The following is a 25160-nucleotide window of genomic DNA, read 5'->3' as shown; positions in this document are numbered from 1 at the left end:
TCAGATTCCGTCGTAGAGGCGGCCGGGATTGAGGATCCCCGCCGGATCGAAGGCCTGCTTGAGGCGACGATGGATCGCCATCACCGGCGCGGGAAGCGGCTGGAAGACGTCGCCTGCCCGGTCGAACCCGCGGAAGGCCGTCGCATGCCCACCCAGTGCTGCGACGCGATCGCGGATCGTCGCCGCGGGCGCATCCGAACGCAACCAGCGCAGCGCACCGCCCCACTCGATCAGCTGCCTGCCCGCCAGCTTCACCGGCGCGGCCGAACTCGGCAGCGACAGGCGCCACAGGACCTCGCCCGGCGCGACGTTCGCGAAGTACCCGTCCGTCTGCTCGCGAATGTCCTGCCACAGGTCGGCGGCGACATCGTCCGCCAGCACCTCGCCGCCGAGCTTGCGCTCGGCCGCCCGCACGGCAGCCTCAGCACCCGACAGGCGCAGATGCAGAGCACCATCGGCCCAGGACGACGCCGAAACGGGCAAGGGCTGCCCGCCCCAGTCGTTGAGGCGTTCGATCGCCTCCTTCTCGCCCAGCGCGAAGCGCAGCGTGGTCTCCGCAACCGGGCGCGGCAGCACCTTCAGCGACACGTCGAGGATCACGCCCAGCGTCCCGAGACTGCCGGCGATGGCACGCGACACATCGTAGCCGGCGACGTTCTTCATCACCTGGCCGCCGAAGGACAGCACCTCGCCGCGCCCGTCGACGATGCGCACGCCGAGGACGAAATCGCGCAAGGCCCCGGCCGTTGCGCGCCGCGGACCGGACAAGCCCGTCGCCACACAACCGCCCACCGTCGCCCCGGCGCCGAAATGCGGCGGCTCGAACGCGAGCATCTGGCCGCGCTCGGCGACCAGCGCCTCGAGTTCCGCGAGCGGCGTGCCCGCGCGCACCGTCACGACCAGCTCGGTCGGTTCGTAGCTGACCACGCCCGTATGGCCGCGGGTGTCGAACACCTCGCCGGCCGGGGTGCGCCCGTAGAAATCCTTCGTGCCGCCGCCACGCACCTGCTGCGGCGTTCCGGCTTCCGCGGCGGCGCGCACGCGCTCGCGCCACTGTTCAGTCAAATCGCTCATTCGCTCTCCGCCTTGTTCCCTGTCTTGTCCTTGGTGCCGCCCGCTGCCTGCTTCGGCCTCTTCGGCGCGCCCACCTTCCGGTCCTGCCGCTCGGCGATCGCCCGCAATGCGAGCCAGGAGCCGATCAGCGACATGACCGGCACCACCACCAGAAGAAACTGGATCCAGCCCCGATCCATCAGAAACGGGGGATGTCCGGATACGGGACATGCCCGTTGCTCACCCGCATACGCCCGTACTCGGCACAGCGGTTGAGCGTGGGGATCGCCTTGCCGGGATTGAGCAGCCCGCGCGCATCGAATGCGCCCTTCACGCGGAAGAACATCGTCAGCTCCGGACGCGTGAACTGGCTGCACATCTGGTTGATCTTCTCGATCCCGACCCCATGCTCGCCGGTGATCGTGCCGCCGAGCGCGACCGACAGCTCGAGGATGTCCGCGCCGAAGGCTTCCGCGCGCTCGAGTTCGCCTTCCTGGTTCGCATCGAACAGGATGAGCGGATGCAGGTTGCCGTCGCCAGCATGGAACACGTTGATGCAGCGCAGGCCGTGCTTGCCCTCCATCTCCTGGATCGCCTCGAGCATCTCGCCCAGGCGCTTGCGCGGGATGGTGCCGTCCATGCAGTAGTAGTCGGGCGAGATGCGTCCCGCGGCGGGGAAGGCGGCCTTGCGGCCGGCCCAGAACTTCATGCGCTCGGCCTCGTCGCGCGACACGCGGATCTCGGTCGCGCCACTCGCCTCAAGCACCGCACGCACGCGCTCGATCTCCTCAGCGACCTCCTCGGGCGTACCGTCGGACTCGCACAGCAGGATCGCCTTCGCGTCCAGCGGATAGCCCGCATGCACGAACTGCTCGACCGCCGCCGTCGCGGGCTGGTCCATCATCTCGAGGCCGGCGGGGATGATGCCGGCAGCGATGATCTCGGCGACCGCCTCACCCGCCTTGATGACGTCGTCAAAGGCCGCCAGCACGCACTGCGCGAGCTGCGGCTTGGGCGTGAGCCTGACGGTCACTTCGGTGACGACCGCGAGCATGCCCTCGGAACCGATCATGAGCGCCAGCAGATCGTAGCCCGGCGCATCCAGGCCATGGTTGCCGATCTCCACGACCTCGCCGTCGATGGTGACCCCGCGCACACGCAGCACGTTATGCACCGTCAGGCCGTACTTGAGGCAATGCACGCCACCCGAGTTTTCGGCGACGTTGCCGCCGATCGTGCACGCGATCTGCGACGACGGGTCGGGTGCGTAATACAGGCCGTGCGGCGAAGCTGCCTCCGAGATCGCAAGATTGCGCACTCCAGGCTGCACGACCGCCGTGCGCGCATGCGCATCCAGATGCAGGATGCGGTTGAAGCGCGCCAGCGACAGCACCACGCCGAACTTGTGCGGCAGCGCGCCCCCCGACAGACCAGTACCGGCACCACGCGCGACGACCGGCACCCCAATCTCGCTGCACACCTTGAGCACCGCGACGACCTGCTCCTCCGTCATCGGCAGCACCACCACCATCGGCATCTGGCGATACGCCGACAGGCCGTCGCATTCGTACGGACGCAAGTCCTCGGCGTCGTACATCAGCGCCCCCGCCGGCAGTACCCGCGCCAGCGCCTCCACCACCCGAGCCTTGTCGACGGACGAAAAATCCGCCTCCTGCTCGCCCAGAACCACCGGGTCCGCCGCAATGTTCATCGTCCCTTCTCCACTTCGTGCAACGCCTCGTTGCGCGCATCCGCCGCGCGCTTCCCCTTGATTGCCACCAGCTCGCCCCAACGCCGCGCGTCAAGCCCGAAACGCCGCACCGCGCCCGCCAGATGCTCCGTCGCAGCCGCACGTGCGGCGTTCGGATCGCCCGCCGCGATCGCCTCGAAAATTCTCACATGCTCGGCCTGCGAATCGCGCGCCCGCCCGGCGCGGTGACCGGCCTCGTTCCAGGTCGGCGCACGCGAATCGGAAAACTGCTGTCCCATGAATGCCTGGAAACGCTCAATCTGCGGATTGTGCGTCGCCGCCGCGATGGCGACGTGGAAGGCGTCGTCGTCGGTGTGGGCGTCCGCGCCGGTCTCCAGTGCGACCGCCATGCGTTCGAGCGCGTCGCGCATCCGGTCGAGTTCCTGTGGCGAGCAGCGCAGCGCCGCCAGCTCGGCCGCACCGGCCTCGACGAGGTAGCGCAGTTCGAAAATGTCAGATATCTCGCGATCGGACAGGCTGCTCTCCGTCACCGCATCGCCATTGACACCCCCGCGCAGCAGACGGAAACTGCCCTGCCCCGGCCGCGCCGCCACGTAGGCGCCCGAGCCCTGCCGAGTCATCACGCAGCCGTCTGCCTTCAGGCGCGAAATGGCCTCGCGGATCACCGCCCGGCTGACGCCGAAGCGCTCGCACAGGACCTTCTCGGTGGGCAACTGCGCGCCCGCCTTGAGGCCCTGCTCGCTGATCCAGGCTTCAAGCTGGCCCGCGACGACGACGCTCAGCCGCGGTCCGCGCCCTGATTTCTCGTTTGCCCCCATGTACCCGGCGCCTCAAAGTTGTCTGACAACATTCGAATCATAGTTCCACTTCGAGCGAATGTCAGTATTGGGGAATACCCGCACCCGGCGAGATGCCCCGGCAAGGTTCGCAAGTCGGCGCCTAAGCGCTGATTTTCTTGACGATTCTTCGACTGCTCGTGTAAAGTGCGCGATTCCTTTGCAAACCCATCAACTGGAGCAACACCATGTACGCGGTGATAAAAACCGGCGGCAAGCAGTATCGCGTCGCAGCCGGCGAAAAGATCAAGGTAGAACAGATACCGGCTGACGTGGGCTCCGAAATCACCATCGACCAGGTTCTCATGGTCGGCGAGGGCGAGTCGGTCAAGATCGGCACCCCGGTGGTTTCCGGCGCCGCAGTGAAGGCGACCGTGGTTTCCCACGGCCGTCACGAGAAAGTCAAGATTTTCAAGATGCGCCGCCGCAAGCACTACCAGAAGCACCAGGGCCATCGCCAGAACTACACCGAGCTTCGCATCGAAGCGATCTCGGCCTGATCAGAGCCAAGGAGGTAATTCGTCATGGCACACAAAAAAGCTGGCGGTAGTTCCCGTAACGGCCGCGACTCGGAATCGAAACGACTTGGCGTGAAGCGCTACGGCGGCCAATTCGTGCTCGCAGGCAACATCATCGTTCGCCAGCGCGGCACCGAATACCACCCGGGCGAGAACGTCGGCATCGGCAAGGACCATACCCTGTTCGCGCTGAAGGACGGCACCGTGCAGTTCACCGTGAAGGGCGCCTTGCGCCGCCGCACGGTCGTGATCGTGCCCGAAGCCGCCTGAGTTCCGGCGTCAAGGTTCGAAAAGCCCTATCCTTGCGGTAGGGCTTTTTTGTTTTTGCCATAAGCACAACTCGGCACTGCACAGCACATGAAGTTCATTGACGAAGCGCGCATCGAGGTCATGGCCGGCGACGGCGGTAACGGTTCAGCCTCCTTCCGCCGCGAAAAATTCATCCCGCGCGGCGGCCCCGACGGCGGCGATGGCGGCCGTGGCGGCAGCATCTTCGCTGTGGCCGACCGCAACCTCAACACGCTGGTCGATTACCGCTACACGCGCATGCACCGCGCGCAACGCGGCGAGAACGGCGGCAACAAGGACTGCTACGGCAAGAGCGGCGAGGACATCACGCTGCGCATGCCGGTCGGCACCGTCATTACCGACTTCGAGAGCGGCGAACTCATCGCCGACCTCAACGTCGATGGCAAGCGCGCACTGATCGCCCGCGGTGGCAAGGGCGGCCTCGGCAACCTGCACTTCAAGTCGAGCGTGAACCGCGCGCCACGCAAGCGCACCCTCGGCGAGGAAGGCGAACGCCGCATGCTGCGCCTGGAACTCAAGGTGCTGGCCGACGTCGGCCTGCTGGGCATGCCCAACGCCGGCAAGTCGACCTTCATCCGATCGGTCTCGGCCGCCAAGCCGAAGGTCGCCGACTACCCGTTCACGACGCTCGCGCCCAACCTGGGCGTCGTGCGCACCGACGAAAACCGCAGCTTCGTCATCGCCGACATCCCCGGCCTGATCGAGGGGGCGGCCGAAGGTGCCGGCCTCGGCCACCGGTTCCTGCGCCACCTGCAGCGTACCCGCGTGCTACTGCACCTCGTCGACCTCGCGCCCTTCGATCCGGACGCCAACCCCGTCCATGACGCCAAGGCGATCGTCGAGGAATTGCGCAAGTACGACGAGTCGCTGTACAACAAGCCGCGCTGGCTCGCGCTGAACAAGCTGGACCTGATCCCCGAAGAGGAGCGCGCCGAGCGTATCGCCGCGTTCCTCGAGGCCTACGGCCCGGTGGATCGCCACTTCGAGATCTCCGCCCTCACCGGCGACGGCGTCCGTCCGCTGGTCTTCGCGATCCAGGACTTCCTCGACGCCGACCGCGCCCAGGCCGAAGCCGAGCGCGCGGAACACGCCGCCGAGGAGGCGCGCCTCGCCGCCGAGGCGGAGGCCCGCGCCGAGGCCGCCTACCAGGCGAGGCTGCAGGCGATCCTCGCTGCGGAAGACGACGCGGACGAGGACGAAGACGACCTCGATGAAGCGGACCGCCCGGAGAAGTCCGGCAACTGACCCCGAGCCCGGCCTCGCGCCGGCTCCTCCCCGTTAGCCCACGCTTGCCGTCACAGATCATGCGAAACAAGATCCGCAACGCGCGCCGCCTGGTGGTCAAGGTCGGCAGCGCCCTCGTCACCAACAACGGCACCGGTCTCGACAAGGCCGCGATGGCGGACTGGGCGCGCCAGTTCGCCGCCCTGCGCGAATCCGGCAAGCAGGTCGTGCTGGTGTCCTCGGGCGCCATCGCCGCGGGCATGCAGCGTCTGGGCTGGACGAAGCGACCGCAGGAAATGCACAAGCTGCAGGCCGCCGCCGCGGTCGGGCAGATGGGCCTCGTCGAGGCCTACGAAGACGCATTCTCCGGCCACGGCATCCGCACCGCCCAGATCCTGCTCACGCATGACGATCTCGCGGACCGCAAGCGCTACCTGAACGCCCGTTCGACACTGACGACGCTGCTCGAACTCGGGGTCGTTCCGATCATCAACGAGAACGACACCATCGTCACCGACGAGATCAAGTTCGGCGACAACGACACGCTGGGTGCCTTGGTCGCGAACCTCATCGAAGCCGATGCACTGATCATCCTCACCGACCAGAAGGGCCTCTATACAGCCGACCCGCGCCAGGACCCGTCCGCGACGCTGGTTTCCGAGGGACGCGCCGAGGACCGCGCCTACGAGGCGATGGCCGGCGGCGCCGGCACCGGCATCAGCAAGGGCGGCATGATCACGAAGATCCGCGCCGCCCAGCGTGCCGCCCGCAGCGGCGCACATACCTGCATCGCCAGCGGCAACGAGCCCGACGCCCTGGTGCGCCTGGGCAAGGGCGAGGCGCTGGGAACCCTGCTCTACGCCACCAGCTCGCCGCTGCAGGCGCGCAAGCAGTGGCTCGCCGACCACCTGCAGCTCGCGGGCGATCTGGTCATCGACGACGGCGCGGCGGCAGCGCTCCGCAGCGGGCGCAGTCTGCTGTCGGTTGGCGTGGTGGAAGTGCGCGGCGACTTCGAACGCGGCTCGGCGGTCGCCTGCCGCACGCCGTCAGGCGAGGAAATCGGCCGCGGGCTGGTCAATTACAGCAGCACGGAATGCCGTCGCGTGGCGCGCAAACCCAGCAGCGAGTTCGAACAGCTGCTCGGCTACATCGACGAGCCGGAACTGATCCACCGCGACAACATGGTGCTGCGCTAATCGCCTAATCCCGGAACGGCTGCGCCGCCCCCGGCGCGAGCGGCGGCGGGGCCCGCGCCGGGAGCCGTTCCGACTGCAGTGCCGTCGTCCGCTTCGAGCGGCCTGAACACCCACTCGGCGTAGCTCCTGACTTCGCCCGTAAGCCCGCCGAGCTCCTTGGGCAGATCGTGCTGCCTGATCGGAACGCCCTGGGCGAGGCTATACACGCCCGCGATTCGTCCGCCGGCCTTCTCAAGGCCCCAGACGGGCTGCGCGGTAAAAGGGTCGCGATAGATCCGGCGCAGGTGTCTGACGAGAACCGGCCCGCGCCTATCCTCCACGAGTTGCTGCAGACTTTCGGGCAGGCTGTGATCCGCACCGGCCTTGACATAGCTGGACAGCGCACGCGAGAACTCCACGCCAATCACCAGCAGTTCCGCCTCGCGCTCGCGCTGCGCCGCCTGTCGCCACACCACCCCGGTCTGCGCCACCAGCAGGCCGAGCCCTGCGACGATGAACAGCACCAGCAGGTAGGTATAACCGCCCTGCCGCGTCCCGACTGCACGGGGACCAGCCCTCACGCCTTGCGCTCGCACACGACCGCGCACGATCTCACCACTCGGCAAAATGCGTACCGTCCTTGGCTGTGCCTTCGGCCCCGCTGTGGAGGTCCCACACCCCCGCCTCCTCCTCGCCCGGCGCCGCTACGAGCTGCCACGAATCGCTGCGCTCGGTGATCGGATCGACGGGAAGCTTGCGCAGATAACGCTTCGTCACGAGGGTGTCGAGATCGGGCGGCCACTTGCCGATGTCCGCGTGGTAGCGATCGATCGCATCGCGCACGACCGACAGCGTCTGGCGCAGGGAGGCCTCGCGGCTGCGGTCCAGGTGCTCGAAATAGCGCGGAGCGGCGATCGACATCAGTGTCGCGATGATGGCCAGCACCACCAGCAGCTCGATGAGGGTGAAGCCCGCAGCGATCCTCCGCTTCGTCATGGCACCCTTACCACTCACGATATGGCACGCCATTGAGTCCGCTGCGGGGCGACTTCGAATAGACGTCATACACGTCCTTCCCCTCGGCCGGCTCCTCCGGCGGGCTCGCATAGCTGCGTCTGCCCCAGGTCTGCTCCGCGGGCACGGAGGGGTCGGTGTGAAAGGGATCGCGCGGCAGGCGGCGCAGAAAGTAGATGCGCTTGCCCGCCGGATGGGTGATATCGGGTACGCCATTCACCAGCACCGCGAGGTCAGGCGGATAGCCGGACGCGTCGACGCGCTGCTCGATGCGCTGCTCGACGTAGGCCGCCTTGTACGCATCGAGTCCGGCGCGGATCTGGCGGAGGGCGATGCGCAACTCGGACTCACGCTCGCGCTGGGCGGCGAGTTCGGCAAGCGGCATTGCCCCGGCCGCGAGGATGCCGATGATGGCCACCGTCACGACGAGCTCGATGAGGGTGAATCCGCGCGTCACCTGGCCCCTCACTCGGCAATGCGCACCGTGCCCCCGGCCGACAGCGCCACGTCTTCGTCGCCCGTCTCGCGGCGCAGCTTCATGCCGGTTGCGACCATGGTCGCCACGCCCGAAGCATCGGCCTTGGGGCGAAGGCGCACGACCAGATCGGCCCGGCCATCCCTGAGGCTCACGGGCAGCTGAACCGTTCCCGGGGTCACCGCCCCGTCCGCTTCGAGGCGGTTGGCATCGTACGCGATCGTGACATCGGCGGCGGTTGCCCCGGCGGCTCCGCTTACGCGCACGATGGCGTTGAACGTGTCGCCGCGGCGAGCCGTTTCAGGCAGGATCAGCGCGACTTCGGGCGCCGCCTGCTCCTCCTTCGCCTCCACCGCTTCGGCCGGCTCCGCACGCTCCTCCGCCACCGCGCGTGGCGCCGCGACCGGCGTGGCAGGGCTCGGACGCCCCTCGCCCACCAGCCCCAGGCTGCGGGGCGCCGTCGCACCGATGCGCAGCGGCTCGGCACCGATGTTCGACTCCGTTCCCGCGGGCATTTCAGCCAGCAGCGAGACCGGTGGCAGCACGTTGCGCACGATGCGCGGCGTGATCAGCAGAGCAATCTCCGTCTTGTTGTTGCTGTCGCGCTGGGCCGAGAACAGCCTGCCGACCATTGGCAGGTTGCCCAGCCCGGGCAGGCGTTGGGCTGACGAGCGTTCCTCGTCGTTGATCAGGCCCGCGAGTACCTGAGTCTCGCCATTGCGCAGGCGCAACGAAGTGGATGCACTGCGCGAACCGACTTGGTAGGCGAGCGAACTGGAGGGGCCGGGCACCTCCTTGACGATGCTGCTGACCTCGAGGCTCAGCTTGATGCCGACCTCGTCATCGCGATAGACGGACGGCTCCACCTCCAGCTTCAGACCGACGTCGAGATAGGACACCGAGGCCGACACGCCGACGTTGGCCGTCGAGGTCGTCGTGAACACCGGCAGCTTGTCGCCGATATGCACCTTCGCCTTGTCGCGGTTGCGCACGCGGATGCGCGGGTTCGCGAGCATGCGCGAATCGCCGTCCTCGCTCTTCAGGCGCAGCACCGCCCCCGGGTTGGCGATGAAGGGTACGAGATCGTTGCGGTTGTGACGCAGGTCGATGTTGCCGTCAAGCAGCTTGCCACCGAGCTGCGTTGTGCCGGAGATCACTACGCCATTCACGATCTGGCTGGATGCGGGCAGCGTCGGCGTCAGCAGGCCGTAACCGACCTGGTCGGGAAAATCGATCCCCAAGTCCAGCAACTTGTTGCGGCTGACCTCCAGCACCTCCAGTTCCAGCATCACCTCCGGCTCGGGCACATCCAGCGTCGCGACCAGGCGCTCGGCCATGCGCACCGCTTCGGGCGTGTCCTTCATCACGAGCAGGTTGAGCTTCTCGTCGATGAACACGTCCCGGCTCTTCACCAACTGCTTGATCAGCGTCTGTGCGGCCTTCGCCTCGGCATTCGCGAGGTAGAAGCTACGCGTCACCAGCTCGACGTGCTCGCGCTGCTTGGCGGTGGTCACCGGGTAGATGAGGACGGTATTCGCGTTCAACAACTTGCGCTCGATGCCCTGCGTCGCGGAGAGCAGGCGTAGCACCTCGTCGACGGAGTTCTCGCGCACGAACAGCGTCACGCGGCTGTCCGCGCGCACGTCCTTGTCGAACACGAAATTCAGTCCGCTCGCGCGCGACAGCGCCTCGAACACGACGCGCAATGGCGAATCGCGGAACTCCAGCGTCACCGGCCGGGCCATCGCCCCTTGCAGGGATTCTGCCCGCGGCTTGCTCGCACGCTCGGCGCGTTCGTCCAGCTCCAGCACCAGCTCGCGCGCGGCCCTGTCGCCGGGCGCCTCGGCATACACCCCGCGTGCGATGCGGCCGGCGGTCGCTGCATCCCCGGCAGCGAGGGCTGCTCTGGCCTGCCCCAGTCGCTCCGCACGGCGACGCGCCCGCTCGAGGTCCTCAAGGCCGAGCCGGGCCCGTGCGTTCTCCGGGTCGAGCTTCTGCACATCGCGATACAGCAGCGCCGCCTCGTCCAGCTTCCGCGCCCCGTGCGCTTTCTCGGCCACACCCAGCTTCTCCGTCACGACCTGATCGCGCTGGCGCACGTAATAGCTGCGCAATTCGAGGTTCTCCGGATCCTTCTTCACGGCCTGTTCCAGCCGCAGCAACGCCTCCACGCGATCGCCGGCGGCAAAGTCGCGTCGACTCTGTTCGAGCGCAGGGTTGCCGGCACACGCGGCTAGAAGAAGGGCGGAAAAAGTCGGCAGGAGGACGTTCCGCAGCGCGCGCGCGAGCGGGGATTCGTTCCACGCCGAAGATCTGCGGCGCGACGAAGCGCTCGCGGGCATCGAACGAAGGACTTGGCAATCCCCGCATCGCGATAAGGTCGAAGTCTTCGTTTTCATGGATTCTGGCGATTGAGAGTCTGAATTTTCTTGAGCGGCAGATAAGTGAATTCGACCGCGGACGGGGTGATGCGCTCGACACGGTAACGGCCCGCGATTTCCTCGCCCTGGCGCGCCACGCGGACCTGCGCCCCCTCGAGCAGGAACACCGCCTTGCCCTGTGCGTCGTCGATCGCGCCGACATAGCGGAACGGCAAAGGGGGCGCCTGCGGCTCCACGGGCCGCGCTGACGCGGTCGGCGGTGGAGGCGGGGCGAAGCTGACGATACGCGCCAGAGGATCATCCAGCTCGGGCCACGTTGCCCGCACGACATCGAGTCGGGCGAGACTCCCCGCCGTCGATGCCGGCGCATCGCCCGACTTTCCCTGCCCCGACGCAAGCCTGGACCGCGGTGCGCGCTCGACGGGCTGAACCACATCCACGCCCGACTCTTCATTGACAGCCCACCAGCTCGCTGCCAGCGTCGCCAGCAGCGCAACTGCCAGGAGCACGTGGCGCATCCTCATGAGCGCCCCCGCAGATAGAGTTGCAGGCGGATATCCGCCTCGACCGCCTCGGCATCGCTCTTGTCGCGCTTGAAACTCACCGATTCCAGCGCGATTTCGGGCATTTCCCGCAGCAGTGCGCCAAGCCAGACATAGAGCGCCGCCGCGTCGGCCTCAACGGGTATCGTGAGACTGACGAGCGTCAGCGGCGTGCCGGCCACCACCGAGCTGCCGTAGTCGGTGCGGCGGACGCTGATGCCGTGTGCGGCACCGTGCTCGTTCAGGCGGCGCAGGCTCTCCGGCAGCGCGGCGGCCGGCGGGAATCGTTCGAAAAAGGCCACGACGCGTGCGCGATCGTCGCTCCCCGGGGCCGGGGCACTTGCGTTGCGCTCTGTACGGTTCTGCTCTTCGGCAAGCGCCGCGGCGCGACGATCGATGTCGGTACTGGCAACGTACCCCCCCAGCGCGGCAGCCACCAGCAGCAACACCCCAAACACACCGGGAACACCGGCATTCATCACGAGCCGTCCGATGTACTCCCTGGCGAGACGGGCTGACGCCCCGCTGCGGCGCGCCCCACCCACATCCGGCGCGGCGGTCGCGGCAACCTCGCCGCCGCCCGACGCGGGCGCAACCATCGCCACGAGGCACGGACACCAGTACTGCATCAAGACACCAGCGCCGAGCATCACGGACGTCCGCTCCATTTTGCATTCACGGTGAATCGCACCGCGTCCCCACTATCGACCTGCACCCACTCGTAATTCGCCAACTGGGCGTCCCGTATCCCCTGCACGGCACCGAGCCGGGCGACGAACTCGAACATTTCCGCAAGCGAGCGGGCCTGTCCGGCGACCGCGAGCCTGCCCCGCGCCTGATCCGCCTGCAGGCTCAGCCACGTAACCCCCTCGCCCTGCGCGCCTGCCATGCCGCCGAGCATCCCGCCCCAATCAGCATTCAGCCGCTCGGCGACGCCAAGCACGGCCTTCGCCTCCTCGGCGCTCACGGGGTTCCCCTCGACCGCCGCAACGGGCTGTGCGCGCCGCGCCTCTTCGCGCGCACTCAGCGCGGCCGCCGTGCGCGCATCGATGTCGGCACTGGCACGCCGGTAGTCAATGATCTGGAGCGCACAGGCGAGCACCCCCGCCGCGAGCATCCCCCAACCCGCAACGCTCACCCGCCGGCCCGTTCGCAGAAAATCGAGATCCACCGCCAACGGAACCTGTCTCATCCTTCCCACCCTTCGGCGTGCAGCGCAAGCTTGCGCCATCCGGCCGGAACCCGCGGTCCCTCGCCGATGCAATACAGAACTCCGGCCTCACCCGGAAGGCCTGAGCGCAGAGCCTGGGACTCCAGGTACAGGCCCAGCGACATATCCCCGGCCGGGCCGAGCGGTTGGCTGCTCAAGGACTGCCACTGCGCATCGCGCCAGAACCCCAGCGTGACCCGCCCTTCACGCTGCACCGCCAACGCGCCGAACGGACTTTCCAGTTCGGGGCGCACCCGGTTATAGGCGGCAAGGAACTCGCCCGTGACGCTGCCGAAACGCAACCGGTGCTCCCTGCCCCAAGCGGACACTGCCTCGATGTGTGCGGCAGGCACGGCACATGCGACGACGGGAAAATCGGTTGCGCCACGCTCCACGACGATGCGCCATTCGGGCGCACCGATTCCATGCACCTCCCTGAACCGCAGGGCCAGAAACGCTTCGCGCTCGGCCGCGCCACGCAGGCCGGGCGGCCACCGGACGATCAGATAGCGCACCACGGCATCGGCGAACAGTACATCCCAGCGCGAACCGCGCATCACCCCGCCGTCCGGCTCCGCTGCCAGCGCCGCCAGGGCGGCATCGGGAGCCCACTCGTAGGCCCGCCGTCTTTGTGTCGAACCATGGCCGACGCGGATCGCGTCCTGCTCGATCAGCAGGCGGCGGGCTTCAGCCGAGAAGCGTGACACGATTCACCTCCTGCAGCGTGGTTTCCCCGGCCGCGGCCACCGCCAGCGCCGCGTCGCGCAGGCCGCGGAATCCGCCGCGTCGCGCCGCTTCCTTCACAGTCCGGATCGGCGCACGGGCGACGATCAGCTCGCGGATCTCGTCGTCGAGCAGCAGCACTTCAGCCACCGCGCGCCGGCCGCGATAACCCGTCCCGCGGCACTGGCCGCAGCCATGGCCTGCGCGGAAGCGGAAGGCGCTCGCATCGCCGATGCGCGAACGTGCGATCAGTTGCGCGTCGGGCGGCACGTCCTCCGTGCAGTGCGGACAATTGATGCGCAGCAAGCGCTGGGCGACGATGCCATTGAGCGCGGCGACAAGGTTGAACGGATCGATCCCCATGTGCATGAAGCGCCCCATCACGTCGAAGACGTTGTTCGCGTGCACCGTGGTGAATACGAGGTGGCCGGTCAATGCCGCCTGCACTGCGATTTCCGCCGTTTCTCCATCGCGGATCTCGCCGACCATGATCTTGTCCGGGTCGTGGCGCAGGATTGACCTCAAACCACGCGCGAAAGTCAGCCCCTTCTTCTCATTCACCGGGATCTGCAGCACGCCGTTGAGCTGGTACTCGACCGGATCCTCGATGGTGACGATCTTGTCGAGTCCCTGGTTAGTCTCGGCAAGCGTCGCGTAGAGCGTTGTCGTCTTGCCCGAACCGGTCGGCCCGGTGACCAGCAGCATGCCGTAGGGCTCGCTCGCGAGATGGCGCAGTGCTCCCCGCACATCATCGTCAAATCCAAGCGTCTCGAGCGTCAGCCCGCTCATCTCGCGGCTGAGGTGCTCCTTGTCGAGGATACGCAGCACCGCATCCTCGCCGTGGATGCTGGGCATGATCGATACGCGGAAGTCGATCTCGCGCCCGCCCGAGCGGACCTTGAAGCGCCCATCCTGGGGCACCCGGCGCTCGGCGATGTCGAGTTCCGCCATCACCTTGATGCGGGAAATGACCTGCTCGGCGAGCTCGTTGCCCTGCGCGCTGCCGACGCGCACCAGCACCCCGTCGAGGCGGTACTTGATGACCAGGCCTCCGGGGATCGACTCGAGGTGGATGTCGCTCGCGAGCTGCTTCAAGCCATCATAAAGGGTCGAATTGACCAGCTTGACGACGGGACTCACGTCCGCGCTGATGCGCTTGAGCGACAGATCCTCGACGCCGTCGCCCTTTCCGCCCTCCTCGTGAGATGCGATCAGTCCGGCCGCCCGTCGCACCTCATCCTCATGACGTGCGAGGCAAGCCGCGAGATCGTCGTGATCCGCCAACACGAGCTCGTACGGCTCGTGCAGGCGCGCACCCAATCCATCCAGCAGGTCGGCATCGAAGGGGTCGGCGATCGCGACGACCAGGCCACCGTCCTCACCACGTAGCGCCACGCACTCCCGGCTCAACGCCATCTCGAACGGAATCGCACCGAAGTCCGGCTCCAGCGCCATCAGACGCCCGTGCCCTATTGACGTGAGCCCGATCGCAGACGCCAGACGTTCCACACGCAGCGCCGGACTCGGCTCGAGCTTCGCGAGCCCGTCAATGATGCGCTCGCCGGCCTCCAACGCCGCCGCGAGTTCCGCCGCAGTAAAGGGAGCGGGAGCGAGCTCCGCAGTCAGCGATTCGCTCATCGAATGCTCTCTGCAAGCATGAAGATAGGTATGTACATGAGCACCACGATCAGGCCGATCGCACAACCGATCAGCAACATCAACAATGGGCCGAACAGACGCGTGAACCACTCTACCTGCCTCGCGGTATCCTCTTCGTGAAATTCCGCCGCGCGCGTCAGCATTTCGCCCAGACTCCCCGCACGTTCGCCGACCTCCAGCATGCGCAGCGCAACAGGGGTCGTCAGGCCGCGCGCCGCCAGCATCTCCGAGAAACTGCGCCCCTCGCGGATTGCGGCAATCGCGGCAGCCAGGTTCGCCCGCAATGGCGGCGAAAGCAGCCCCGACACCATCCCCAGCGCCGTCACGACCGGAATGCCTCCCGAAAGCAGCATTCCCACCGTCCGATAGAAACGTGCGAGCTGAAACACCCGCAGGCGCTCCCCGACGAACGGCATGCGCCACATGTAGCGCCCCACGGTCGCCCACAGGGCAGGGCTACGCACCACGACGGCCCCTGCCCCCACCAATGCCAGCACGATCACCCCGAGCAAGATGGAGTGCCCCTCTACGAACTGCCCCCACTCGAGCAGCAGGCGCGACATCCACGGCAGGTTGGTGCCGACATTCTGATAGATATGCGAGAAACGTGGCACCACGTATCCGAGCAGGAACAGCACCACCAGACCGCCCACGCCGACGAGCAGCAAGGGGTAGATCGCTGCGCTGATCAGCTTGTCACGCAGGCGCTCACCGTCCTCCAGATACGCGATGAAGCGCACAATGGCCCTCTCCAGGTCGCTGGTACGCTCCGCGGCACGAATCAGCGCGACATACAGGGGGGGAAAGGCCTGCGGCGCCGACTCCAGCGCGCTCGAAAGGCTGCGGCCCTCGCGCAACGCTTCGCGCAGCCCCTGCATCACCGACCGGATCGCCGGCCAGCGCTCCTTCTCCGCCAGCGCAGAGATTGCCTCGGCCAACGGAATACCCGCCCGCAGCAGGGCCAACAGCTGCTGGTTGAACAGCAGCAACGGAAAACGGCTGCGGCCCCGGCCACGCTCCAGCGCCTTGAGCGAAAGTATGGACAAGCCGCGCGCCTCGGCCAGCGCACGTACATCCGCCTCGCACCCCGCCTCGAGTTCGGTTTCGACGACGGACACGTTCGCCCCGAGAGCCCTGACACGATAACGCATGGATCACCAGTGAATCGTTAGCTGTATGCCCAGCATCCTCACGACGCCTGAACTCCCCCTGCGGGGAGCGCGCGCTCCCACCGAACCTATCCCGGTCGCATGGGTAGTCTCCACGCTGCGACCTGCGCCAACATTAGCATAGAAAGCATCATGAAATTCCTACATACTGGGACAGTTCGTGGCAGCGCTCCGCATTGCATTCCGAAAGGGCTGCAGGCGTTACCGAAAGTCCGGATGAGGTCCCATGAAAAGACCAACGCCATCACCTAACGCCCCCACTCGATTGCCGCGAACGGCCGACTTCGCGCGTCGCTCGGGAGCCAGGGCCAATGGTCGCGCTGGATTCGTCGCGTCTGCCCTCATCATGTTCTGCAGCGCCGGATCGTGCTGGGCGGACCGTCTCTACGGCTATGCCGACGACCGCGGAGTGTTTAACTTCAGCGACGCGCCCAGCCACCCCCGCCACCGCCTGATCCTGGAAATACTTTCACCACGCCCGGCGACTGGAAGCACCGCAGCGCGAGCGGATGGAAACAGTCGCCGCCGCAGCCCCGGACAGCTATCGCCCCTGATACGCGACGCTGCGAAGCAAAACCGCATCGATCCGGCACTGGTGGAAGCCGTCGCCTTCGTCGAGAGCCGCTTCGACGAACAGGCTCGTTCACCAAAGGGCGCACTAGGCCTGATGCAGTTGATGCCAGCAACAGCCACGCGTTTCGGCGTCAGCAATCCGCTCGACGCGCGTCAGAACTTGGCGGGCGGCGCCCGCTACTTGCGCGAACTGATCGACCGGTTCGGCTCGTTACCACTCGCGCTAGCGGCCTACAATGCAGGCGAAAGGACGGTAGAGCGCCACGGCAACATCATTCCTCGATATGCAGAAACGCAGCGCTACGTGCCGACAGTGCTCAAGCATTATGAAGAACTTCTCAACAATGACGACAGCCGCACCCCTCCCGCACAACAGGCACAGCCACCCAGACGACACGAATAGCAGTGCGCGAAGCTATAAACGGACGGGCCACCGCAAAGTTCGATGCGAAAAACGAGGCCATTGTGCTAGTGTGAATTGATGAGCAGATGACCACCTTCGACACTCGCGGATGCGGGTCAATGGGAGATATTTGCAATGCGCGTGCTTATCACTGGCGGAGCAGGATTCATCGGATCTCACACCGCAGATGCCCTGCTAGCGGCAGGGCATCAAGTTCGAATACTTGACATCCTAGATCCACAAATACACGGACCCGCAGGCGCATTTCCGGAGTACTTGGATCCCCGCGTCGAGGCGATTCGGGGCGACGTGCGCAGCCTCGAGAATGTAAGCTGTGCGCTGGGTGGTATCGATGCCGTATACCATTTGGCTGCTCTCACCGGCGTTGGGCAGAGCATGTATGACATGCACAACTACACCGACACCAATACTACGGGCACGGCGACGCTACTCGAAGCCATTCTCAAGAGCGATGCATCCCTAAAGCGCATAGTGCTCGCATCGTCCAGGGCAGTTTATGGCGAGGGAACTCATTTCTGCACGGACCATGGAAAGCAGTTTCCCGCCCCCCGCCGAAGGGAAGACATGGAGCGCGGTATCTATGCGGTCTTGTGCCCCGAATGTCATCGCCCATTGACGTCGGAGCCAACCGCCGAGGACAGACCCCTCAACCCGATCTCGATGTACGCGTGGACCAAGAAACATCAGGAGGATCTTGCCACGTACGCCGCGCGCACATTCGGACTTCCCGTAACCATACTTCGGTATTTCAATGTTTTCGGCTCACGGCAGTCACTACGAAACCCTTACACGGGCGTTGTCTCGATCTTCTACAGTCGACTACTCAGTGAAAAGCCCATTTCACTGTACGAGAGGGGGACCCCAGAGCGCGATTTCGTCCACATTTCCGATGTAGTCGCCGCCAATTTGTTGGCACTCGAAGCGAACTGCACCCCAGGAACCTGCATCAATGTAGGAACCGGCCGGAGCGACAGAATCGGGGATGTCGCAAGCGCCCTAGCTCACTCCCTCCGAAAGGCCCCCGTTTTTGAAGACCGAGGCGAGTTTCGCGTGGGTGACATCCACGCCTGCGTAGCCGACTTGGGCCGCGCTCATACGATGCTCGGATACGAACCGCGTGTCGGTCTGATTGAGGGCATGCAGGAATTCGTCGCTTGGGCGCAGCGTCATGACGCCGTAGATATGTACCAGAAGACGGTGGATGAACTGACCCGATACGGTCTCTTCGGCCAAGCCACCAAACAATCCTGATGAAAAATCTCGCGCGACGCCGCGCTCTGTTTTTCGCTGAAGCCGTGTCACTGGCGCACGTCACCCGACCTCTTACGCTCGCCTCTTGCCTCCCGCGAGACGAATGGGACGTCCACTTTGCCAGTTCCAACGCATATTCGTTCTGCCTAGACGCCGCGACGTTTCAGCGCCATCGCATCGAAAGCATTACGCCCGAAACCTTCTTGCAAAGACTTTCAGCTGGTGCGCCCCTATACGCCGCAACCGAGTTGCGCTCTTATGTCGAGAACGATCTCGAATTGCTTGATCAACTCAACCCCGACATCGTAATCGGCGACTTTCGTTTATCGCTTGCCGTCAGCGCGCGTCTGCGAAAAACTCGTTACCTTGTGCTTACTAACGCACACTGGAGTCCTTATTCCGCAAGACGCGCTTTCCCCCTCCCTGAGCACCGCAGCGCACACATTTTGGGCGTCCCATTAGCCAGTTTGATGTTCCGCCTATTGCAGCCGATTATCTTCAAACTGCACGCCAAACCAATGAACCAAGTGCGCGCTCATTATGGGCTGGAGCCGATCCACGATCTACGTAACCTCTACACTGAAGGCGATTGGACTCTATACGCCGACACCCCGCGACTTGTTCCAACACAAGACCTTCCGACCTATCACCGCTATATTGGCCCGCTGATATGGTCACCCGCCATCGCAAAGCCAACTTGGTGGAATGACGTTAACGCGTCGAAACCCACAATTTACGTCACGCTTGGGTCCACGGGACTCGTCTCACTCCTACCAGAGGTGCTTGCAGCAATGTCAGATGTAGAAGCCAATCTTCTCGTCGCAACCGCGGGACGACTCAGCTTGGATCGCTTTCCCGGCAATGCACGGGTAGCTGACTACCTTCCCGGCCTCGATGCAGCCGCGCGCGCCAACCTGGTCATCTGCAACGGTGGCAGCGCCAGCGTATATCAAGCGCTTTCCGTCGGGAAACCCGTACTCGGCATCTGCTCCAACATGGATCAATTTCTCACCATGTCCTACGTGGAGGCCGCGGGCGCCGGACGTATGCTGCGAGCTGGCCAAGCGAACGGAAGAACATTGCGCAATGCAGCGCTGACGCTACTGCACACTCAAGCATACACATCGGCAGCCAAGGCCATTGCGGAAGACTTCAAGACCTTCGACGCTTCAATAGAATTTCAGAGCGTCATCAATGACGCACTGGAAGCTCCACAGACTGTTCACGTCTAATCGCTACCCCAGCAGCCCGCGGATATTTAACATCCAAGATTTCCGTCGCAATGCGCAGAATTACGTCCGGCCAGATTGCCACCTTTCTCGCTCTATTACTCATCTCAGTAGCGCTTGCGTCATTTTGCGTATGGCTCGTCTTCCCGATGATCAAATGGGCACAAGAATTCAGGTCGATACTGGTATCGACATTGTTCCTCTGCTTGCTGTACGCCTTTTCGATTGCCACGTATCGACTATTCTTACGTCTGCGCCCGCTACCGCAGGGCGAGATTGCTCTCCATTCGCCTGACGAAGCCATCTACCACGTTCATCTGTTGTTCTTTCTGATCCTGTTCTATCCGATCATGAAGAGCAACCTCGTTCCCGTTCCCCTGATGCGGACGATCTACATCGCACTCGGAGCGCGCCTCGGAGCTAACACTTACAGCGGTGGAATATTATTTGACCCCGTCATGATCGACATCGGATCGAACACTATCGTCGGACAGGGAGCGCTGCTTATTCCTCACGTGATTGAAGGGGAGCATCTGGCCCACTACCCCATTACCATTGGCAATAACGTGACAATTGGCGCGAATGCTGTGATCCTTGCAGACGTCACAATTGCCGATGGAGCCACCGTTGCGATCGGTTCGGTCGTCACAAAAGGCACGGTTATTCCTGCCGGAGAAGTCTGGGGAGGAACACCTGCGCGACCACTGCGGACCTCATTCGGTTCGCTCGTGGCTTGATCGTAATTGCGCCCCCGTACAGCCTACGTGACGCGAACGACCGTCGACTAAGTTCTGCGTATAGGGAAGTCAGATGCCAAACACCCCCGACTACCTCAAAGCCCCGAGCGGTAAGTTTTCCGATGCGAACGTCGCGATCGTCGAGTACGAGGCAAAACGCATCGTCGGCGTTAATTTCTTTGCCGAGATTGATCTAACAGAGATCGAATCAATTCGCACTCGAACCCGCGCAATACCGGGACGGCGCGCAACGCCATACACAGCCTTCGTAGTCAAGGCCACGGCCATGGCGCTTGCCGACTTTCCCTATGCCAATGCGCGCCTCTTCCCGCGATTTCCCCAATTACTGTTGGGAACATCGACCGTACGCTTTTCCCGTTGCGACATGGCGGTTGCCGTCGAACGAAGCGAACCGGGCATGGAAGGAACTGCATTTTGCGACATCCTTCGCTCGGCAAACGAACAATCGCTCGATGAAATCTCCGATTGGCTTCAGATTCTCTCGACTGCAACACCGGAAAACAACAAGCAATGGAACGAATTCAGCAATGCAATCCGGAGACTGCCCCGCTGGCTTTCGGCTCTCGCGATCCGTCTACCTTGCTTCTTCCCGTCATTGTGGGTTAAGTACCGCGGAGGCGCTGCTGTAGTCAGCTCCCCCGCAAAATATGGTGTCGACGCGATCGGCGCAACCTGGGTATGGCCTGTTGGCGTCTCATTCGGCTTGGTAAAGCAACGTGCAGTGGTACGTGACAGCCAAATCGTAGCCTGCCCCACTTTCATATTAACCCTTAGCTTTGACCGCCGCATGATTGCCGGCGCCCAAGCGGCACGATTCTTCCGGCGCATCGTCGACATTCTCGAGGGCGCGGAAGATATGCTATTACCTTGATGCATCACCACGATCACCGCTCGCACATTTCGACAGATACGCCGACTAATTGACCTCTGCCAACCTACCCCGTCAACCTTAAGCTCCCCATATCGCACCAACAACCAAAAAAAAGGTTCATCGCGCCTTTCCGGGGAAGGCGGCCTTGATCTTCAGGAAGAAATAGGCCGAGTCGCGGAAGCCGTAGGCCATACGTTTGATGACCTTGATGCGGTTATTGACGCCTTCCAGGACGCTGGTGTTAAGCGGGAAGATGGCTGACGCGAGGCTCTCACGCAGATACTTGCGCAGTCGTTTGGCAAAGGCGATCACGCTGTCGATGGCTAGGCGGTACCAGTTTTTCCATCTTCGCGCCCCTTCTTCTCGCACGGTGGGCGCGAACCAGACTTCTTTGAATGCCGTCTTCAGAAGATAGACGATGGCCAGAGGTAAGTTTGCCGCCAGCAACTCGTCAAGCTTGACCGCCTGCTCGTAGCTGAGGTTGTCGCGGTTGCGCAGCAACAACCAGCGAGAGCGCTTTATGACCTGTCGCTGTGCAGGGACGCTGCGCAAGGCGTTGGCCTGATCGACCCGCACCCGGTCGACGACCTCCCGACCGAAGCGGGCGACGACGTGAAACAGGTCGTAGACCACTTCGGCGTTCGGGCAATGCACGCGAACCTCCAGATCGAAGGCGGTATTCATATCCATCGCGACCGCTTCGATGTGATGGCAGCTGCCTTCGCCAAGCACTAGCAGGCTGTTGATTTAGTAAGACTTTAGCAACGGCAAGGGTTTTACGGACGTTACAATACGATCTGCATTATCACGGCAATTCTTCCGATGTGCGGCACCGACGATAAACAGAGCCCCCTGTTCAGCTATGTCAATCTCGAGGATCGAATTCCCCGAGACCATCCGCTGCGCCGCGTGAAGTTGCTCGCCGATCTGGTTTTGCGCTCGATGTCGGCGCACTTTGATGCGCTTTACGCCGGAGGCGGACGCCCCTCGATTGCGCCGGAACGATTGCTGCGGGCCTCGCTGCTGCAATGCCTGTTTTCTATCCGCTCGGAACGCGCGCTGGTCGAGCATATCGATTTCAACATGATGTACCGCTGGTTCGTCGGGCTGACGCTGGACGAGGCGATCTGGGATCACTCGACGTTCTCGGCCAACCGCGAGCGCCTGCTCAAGGAGAGCGTGATGCGCGAGTTCTTCGGCGGCGTGGTGGCGATCGCCGAATGGGCCGATCTGGTGTCGGATGAGTACTTCAGCGTCGATGGCTCGCTGCTGCGGGCGTGGGCGTCGCACAAGAGCATGGCCGCGCGCGACGGCTCGGATGAACCGCCCGGACCGGATCAGGGGCGCGACCCGGAGGTCGATTTTCGGGGCAAGAAACGCTCGAACGCAACGCACGTTTCGCGCACGGACCCCGAGTCCCGCCCTGCTGGCGAGCAAGGGCGGCGGCATGGCGTTTCTGAGCTACACCACGCACGCACTGGCCGAGAACCGGCACGGGCTGATCGTCGATGTGCACACGACCCCATCCACCGGGACGGCCGAACGTGAGGCCGCGCTGGTGATGGCCAAACGCAGCATCAAACCGGCGAGCGGGAGCTGCAAGCCGACCGTGGCTGCGGATCGGGGCTACGACACCGCAGAATTCGTGGGCGCCCTGACGGCACTGGGCATCGCCCCGCATGTTGCCGCCAAGACGCAAGGCAGCGCAGTACCGCAGTGCGTCAAGACCGCCGAAGGCTACGCGGCCAGTTTGCGTCGGCGAAAGATGATCGAGGAAGCCTTCGGCTGGGTGAAGGATATCGGCACGCTGCGCCGTTTGATGGCGCGCGGCCTGGACAAGATTCGCGCGCATGCCCTGCTCAATTTCGCCGCGTACAACCTGACGCGATTGGGCAATTTGTTGGCGCCGTAATTCGTTGGCGCTCGCGCGCCATTCCGATTGCAGCATTGGATGGGAAACGATGTCTTTGCAGCGACGGGAGCGCTGCTCAATTGCGGTAGCAGAATCGGCTTGAAAGGCGATTGGAAACCTCTTCATGGCGAACCACGTCGGATCCTTTCAGAGTCGATTTTCGCCAGCCAAGCTGGAAATCGAAGGTGAAGAGCTAATTTTCAACACCCTGCTAGGGGCTGTTCACATTTGCTGATTTGTGTTTACATCCTGATCTTTGGGCGTAGATCAGGATGCTTCGGATGGTACTGACGGATGAACAGCGGCAGACAATCGAAGGGCTTTTACCCGGCAAGCCAGGCGATAGAGGGCGTTCAGCCAAAGACAACCGGCTTTTCGTCGAGGCGGTCCTTTGGTTGGCACGCACTGGCAGTCCGTGGCGGGACCTTCCTCCGGAGTTCGGCAACTGGCACTCGACGTATGTGCGCTTTGCGCGCTGGCGCGATGCAGGCGTCTGGGACCGGATCGCCCTTGCACTGGCCGGTGAGCGCGATCTGGCGCGGGTATTCATCGATTCGACTATCGTTCGTGCCCACCAGCACGCCTCAGGCGCCCAAAAAAAGTAGGACCGCAGGCGCTGGGGCGCTCGCGTGGAGGTCTGACGACCAAGCTGCACTTTGCCGTCGACGCCTTGGGCAAACCGCTGCGCATGATTCTGAGCGCGGGACAGGTCGCCGACATCGATTGTGCGCACGATTTGATCACCGATATGCCGTGCGCCGCCCTAGTTGCCGACAAAGGATACGACGCCAACGCTTTGGTCATGAGTATCGAAGCATCCGGTGCGCAAGCGGTCATCCCGCCTCGCTCCAACCGTATCGCGCCCAGGCAGTACGACCGCTGTACATACCAGGCGCGAAACCGGATCGAGCGCTTCTTCAACCGCATCAAGCATTACCGTCGGATCGCCACACGCTACGACAAGCTCGCATGCAGCTACATGGCATTCGTTCGAATCGTTTGCGCGGTAATTTTATATCGCTATATGTAAACAGAACCTAGGAAAAACGGCCGGATGGCCTCGCGGCTGTTGCCTTCTCCAACCCACAGTACCTGCATCCGTTCGGCATGCATGACCACCGTCGCATAGCGGTGCCCCTTGTGTAGCGCGAATTCGTCCATCACCAACCGACGCACCCCACGTGCATCGAAGTGCCCGTATTGGGCCTGCAGACGTCGACGGTCGATGCGCTTGATGGCGTGCCAGTGCAAGCCTGTCAGTTCGGCGACATGGGCAATCGGCAGGATCTGTACGAAGGCATCGACCCAAGCGCGCAGCCTGTGCGTGATGCGTTCGCCCGCGTCGAGCCAGTTCAGGCGCTCGGCCGCGCGTGCGCCGCAGTGGTAGCAGTCGAGCCGGCGAATAGGCACGTCCAGCCAGATCCGTCGATCGAACCAGTCCCGATCACGCACCTGTCGGCGTCGCCTCTCATGAACCAATACGCAGTCACTGCCGCATCGCCCGCATCGAGGGCTGTACGAAGGATCTTCTGAGAGGGATAGAAGCAGCGAGCCGTCGGCGCGCTCCTCGGATGAATCAACGACATGGCCTTCCCAGAAGACCAAGTCCAACATAGCATCTCGCATGACGGGGAAGAGGAAGGGGATCGGTTTGTTTGGCGACTGCCAATCTACCAACCTCCGACCCGTCAACCACTACTTCCCCCGGATTACGTGAAGAACCAAAAAAAGGGAGGCTCCCCTCCCTTTTCTTCATCCATCATACGCGGCGATATCGACGCCCTACTCCGCCCATCAACCCGGCCACTCCTAATGCACATCCGAGCAGTGCTAGAGTATTGGGCTCTGGTACCGCAGCAACGGAGAAGGATTGGTTGGCATCAGCCTGGAACTGGAAATCACAAAGATCGCAGGTCCCGCCCCCCAAACCATTAACGCTGGTGAAACTGAAACCAGGAACCGCACCACCGTACTGCGGCGTAAATCCAGCAACCAAAGCTGCCGGGTCAGCCTGCAGGAATGGAGTGATGATCGAGGTATTGAAGAACAGATCAATGACTAATTGCGAAAAATCAGACTTAAAGAAGTTCGTATCTGCTGTAACTACGCTCCCCTCCAATTTCCCCCCCCCCGAACCGTCCAC

General features: G+C 63.9%; 26 protein-coding genes and 2 pseudogenes. 11 read left to right on the top strand and 17 right to left on the bottom strand.

All coding sequences use genetic code 11. The annotated features are described in order from the left end of the window. Genes glcE through GO615_RS15560 form a run of 4 tightly spaced genes read right to left on the bottom strand, consistent with a single transcriptional unit; the run spans position 1 to position 3582 of the window. The gene (gene glcE, locus GO615_RS15575) at positions 1-1074 is read right to left on the bottom strand and encodes a glycolate oxidase subunit GlcE (RefSeq protein WP_169129660.1); all 1074 of its coding nucleotides are present in this window, start codon (positions 1072-1074) and stop codon (positions 1-3) included. After that, entirely contained in the window at positions 1071-1253 is a 183-nt protein-coding gene (locus GO615_RS15570; protein WP_169129658.1) for a hypothetical protein, read from the bottom strand. Before GO615_RS15570 ends, glcE begins: the two co-directional genes overlap by 4 nt. Beyond that, complete coding sequence (locus tag GO615_RS15565) at positions 1253-2764, bottom strand: FAD-linked oxidase C-terminal domain-containing protein (RefSeq protein ID WP_169129656.1); 1512 nt, start codon at positions 2762-2764, stop codon at positions 1253-1255. The genes GO615_RS15570 and GO615_RS15565 overlap by 1 nt, the downstream gene beginning before the upstream one ends. Continuing rightward, positions 2761-3582: a FadR/GntR family transcriptional regulator gene (locus GO615_RS15560; RefSeq protein WP_169129654.1), complete on the bottom strand. Its 822-nt coding sequence runs from the start codon at positions 3580-3582 to the stop codon at positions 2761-2763. Before GO615_RS15560 ends, GO615_RS15565 begins: the two co-directional genes overlap by 4 nt. A gap of 206 nt (positions 3583-3788) precedes the next feature. Between GO615_RS15560 and rplU the strand changes: the two genes are divergently transcribed. The 4 genes from rplU (at position 3789) to proB (ending at position 6847) form a co-directional block, all read left to right on the top strand. Beyond that, positions 3789-4100 (top strand): 50S ribosomal protein L21, encoded by a 312-nt coding sequence (gene rplU, locus GO615_RS15555; protein ID WP_121427262.1) that lies wholly within the window; start codon positions 3789-3791, stop codon positions 4098-4100. Between the two features lie 24 nt (positions 4101-4124). Then, entirely contained in the window at positions 4125-4388 is a 264-nt protein-coding gene (rpmA, locus tag GO615_RS15550) for a 50S ribosomal protein L27 (RefSeq protein WP_121427261.1), read from the top strand. 87 nt (positions 4389-4475) lie between these two features. After that, positions 4476-5672, top strand: a complete 1197-nt coding sequence (gene cgtA / locus GO615_RS15545; RefSeq protein WP_169129652.1) for an Obg family GTPase CgtA — start codon at positions 4476-4478, stop codon at positions 5670-5672. A 59-nt stretch (positions 5673-5731) separates the two neighbouring features. Further along, complete coding sequence (gene proB, locus GO615_RS15540; protein ID WP_169129650.1) at positions 5732-6847, top strand: glutamate 5-kinase; 1116 nt, start codon at positions 5732-5734, stop codon at positions 6845-6847. On the opposite strand, the gene GO615_RS15535 is transcribed toward proB, so the two are convergent. The 10 genes from GO615_RS15535 to GO615_RS15490 form a co-directional block, all read right to left on the bottom strand. Further along, the gene (locus GO615_RS15535; protein ID WP_169129648.1) at positions 6844-7407 is read right to left on the bottom strand and encodes a type II secretion system protein; all 564 of its coding nucleotides are present in this window, start codon (positions 7405-7407) and stop codon (positions 6844-6846) included. The genes proB and GO615_RS15535 overlap by 4 nt on opposite strands. Before the next feature lie 31 nt (positions 7408-7438). Further along, positions 7439-7822: a type II secretion system protein gene (locus GO615_RS15530; protein ID WP_169129646.1), complete on the bottom strand. Its 384-nt coding sequence runs from the start codon at positions 7820-7822 to the stop codon at positions 7439-7441. A 7-nt stretch (positions 7823-7829) separates the two neighbouring features. Continuing rightward, entirely contained in the window at positions 7830-8297 is a 468-nt protein-coding gene (locus tag GO615_RS15525) for a prepilin-type N-terminal cleavage/methylation domain-containing protein (protein WP_169129644.1), read from the bottom strand. A gap of 8 nt (positions 8298-8305) precedes the next feature. Next, positions 8306-10486: a secretin GspD/PilQ domain-containing protein gene (locus tag GO615_RS15520; RefSeq protein WP_339380045.1), complete on the bottom strand. Its 2181-nt coding sequence runs from the start codon at positions 10484-10486 to the stop codon at positions 8306-8308. Positions 10487-10710: 224 nt separating this feature from the next. Next, positions 10711-11205, bottom strand: a complete 495-nt coding sequence (locus GO615_RS15515; RefSeq protein ID WP_169129640.1) for a hypothetical protein — start codon at positions 11203-11205, stop codon at positions 10711-10713. 11 nt (positions 11206-11216) lie between these two features. Beyond that, entirely contained in the window at positions 11217-11891 is a 675-nt protein-coding gene (locus tag GO615_RS15510) for a hypothetical protein (RefSeq protein ID WP_169129638.1), read from the bottom strand. Continuing rightward, entirely contained in the window at positions 11888-12430 is a 543-nt protein-coding gene (locus GO615_RS15505; protein WP_169129636.1) for a hypothetical protein, read from the bottom strand. Before GO615_RS15505 ends, GO615_RS15510 begins: the two co-directional genes overlap by 4 nt. Beyond that, entirely contained in the window at positions 12427-13155 is a 729-nt protein-coding gene (locus GO615_RS15500) for a hypothetical protein (protein ID WP_169129634.1), read from the bottom strand. Before GO615_RS15500 ends, GO615_RS15505 begins: the two co-directional genes overlap by 4 nt. Then, entirely contained in the window at positions 13136-14809 is a 1674-nt protein-coding gene (locus GO615_RS15495; RefSeq protein ID WP_169129632.1) for a GspE/PulE family protein, read from the bottom strand. The genes GO615_RS15500 and GO615_RS15495 overlap by 20 nt, the downstream gene beginning before the upstream one ends. Next, on the bottom strand, positions 14806-15948 hold the full coding sequence (locus GO615_RS15490; protein WP_339380044.1) for a type II secretion system F family protein: 1143 nt from the start codon (positions 15946-15948) through the stop codon (positions 14806-14808). The genes GO615_RS15495 and GO615_RS15490 overlap by 4 nt, the downstream gene beginning before the upstream one ends. A gap of 277 nt (positions 15949-16225) precedes the next feature. Here GO615_RS15490 and GO615_RS15485 point away from each other — a divergent pair, with 277 nt between their 5' ends. The 5 genes from GO615_RS15485 to GO615_RS15465 all read left to right on the top strand — a co-directional run bounded on the left by GO615_RS15485 (position 16226) and on the right by GO615_RS15465 (position 21105). Beyond that, the gene (locus tag GO615_RS15485; RefSeq protein ID WP_169129628.1) at positions 16226-16975 is read left to right on the top strand and encodes a lytic transglycosylase domain-containing protein; all 750 of its coding nucleotides are present in this window, start codon (positions 16226-16228) and stop codon (positions 16973-16975) included. A 135-nt stretch (positions 16976-17110) separates the two neighbouring features. Then, positions 17111-18247 (top strand): NAD-dependent epimerase/dehydratase family protein, encoded by a 1137-nt coding sequence (locus tag GO615_RS15480; protein ID WP_169129626.1) that lies wholly within the window; start codon positions 17111-17113, stop codon positions 18245-18247. Beyond that, positions 18247-19479 carry a glycosyltransferase gene (locus tag GO615_RS15475; protein WP_169129624.1) on the top strand — a complete coding sequence of 411 codons (1233 nt, stop codon included), beginning with the start codon at positions 18247-18249 and terminating at the stop codon, positions 19477-19479. The genes GO615_RS15480 and GO615_RS15475 overlap by 1 nt, the downstream gene beginning before the upstream one ends. A 50-nt stretch (positions 19480-19529) precedes the next feature. Beyond that, positions 19530-20213, top strand: coding sequence for an acyltransferase (locus GO615_RS15470; RefSeq protein ID WP_169129622.1), 684 nt, complete (start codon positions 19530-19532; stop codon positions 20211-20213). 73 nt (positions 20214-20286) lie between these two features. Further along, a complete protein-coding gene (locus GO615_RS15465) occupies positions 20287-21105 on the top strand; it encodes a 2-oxo acid dehydrogenase subunit E2 (protein ID WP_169129620.1) in 819 nt (272 codons plus the stop codon). A gap of 117 nt (positions 21106-21222) precedes the next feature. Here GO615_RS15465 and GO615_RS15460 read toward each other — a convergent pair. Continuing rightward, positions 21223-21834: pseudogene (locus tag GO615_RS15460) on the bottom strand (ISL3 family transposase); the annotation flags it as partial. A gap of 93 nt (positions 21835-21927) precedes the next feature. On the opposite strand from GO615_RS15460, the pseudogene GO615_RS15455 reads away from it, so the two are divergent. Both GO615_RS15455 and GO615_RS15450 read left to right on the top strand, forming a co-directional pair. Next, a pseudogene (locus tag GO615_RS15455) lies at positions 21928-23017 on the top strand (IS5 family transposase). Between the two features lie 272 nt (positions 23018-23289). Then, a protein-coding gene (locus GO615_RS15450) for an IS5 family transposase (protein ID WP_422614274.1) occupies positions 23290-24047 on the top strand; the annotation gives its coding sequence in 2 pieces (ribosomal slippage) (positions 23290-23614 and positions 23614-24047; 759 coding nt in all). Here the strand turns inward: GO615_RS15450 and GO615_RS15445 are convergent. Next, a complete protein-coding gene (locus tag GO615_RS15445; protein WP_169129618.1) occupies positions 24038-24631 on the bottom strand; it encodes a helix-turn-helix domain-containing protein in 594 nt (197 codons plus the stop codon). The two genes, GO615_RS15450 and GO615_RS15445, sit on opposite strands and share 10 nt — an antisense overlap. A 145-nt stretch (positions 24632-24776) precedes the next feature. Continuing rightward, a partial coding sequence (locus tag GO615_RS15440) for a PEP-CTERM sorting domain-containing protein (protein ID WP_169129616.1) occupies positions 24777-25160 on the bottom strand: 384 nt, incomplete at its 5' end.

Origin of the sequence: Aromatoleum evansii, from assembly GCF_012910805.1 — a bacterium.
Lineage (GTDB): Bacteria > Pseudomonadota > Gammaproteobacteria > Burkholderiales > Rhodocyclaceae > Aromatoleum > Aromatoleum evansii.
The sequence above is the reverse complement of the archived record's forward strand: the minus strand, read 5'-3'. Positions and strand labels throughout refer to the sequence as shown.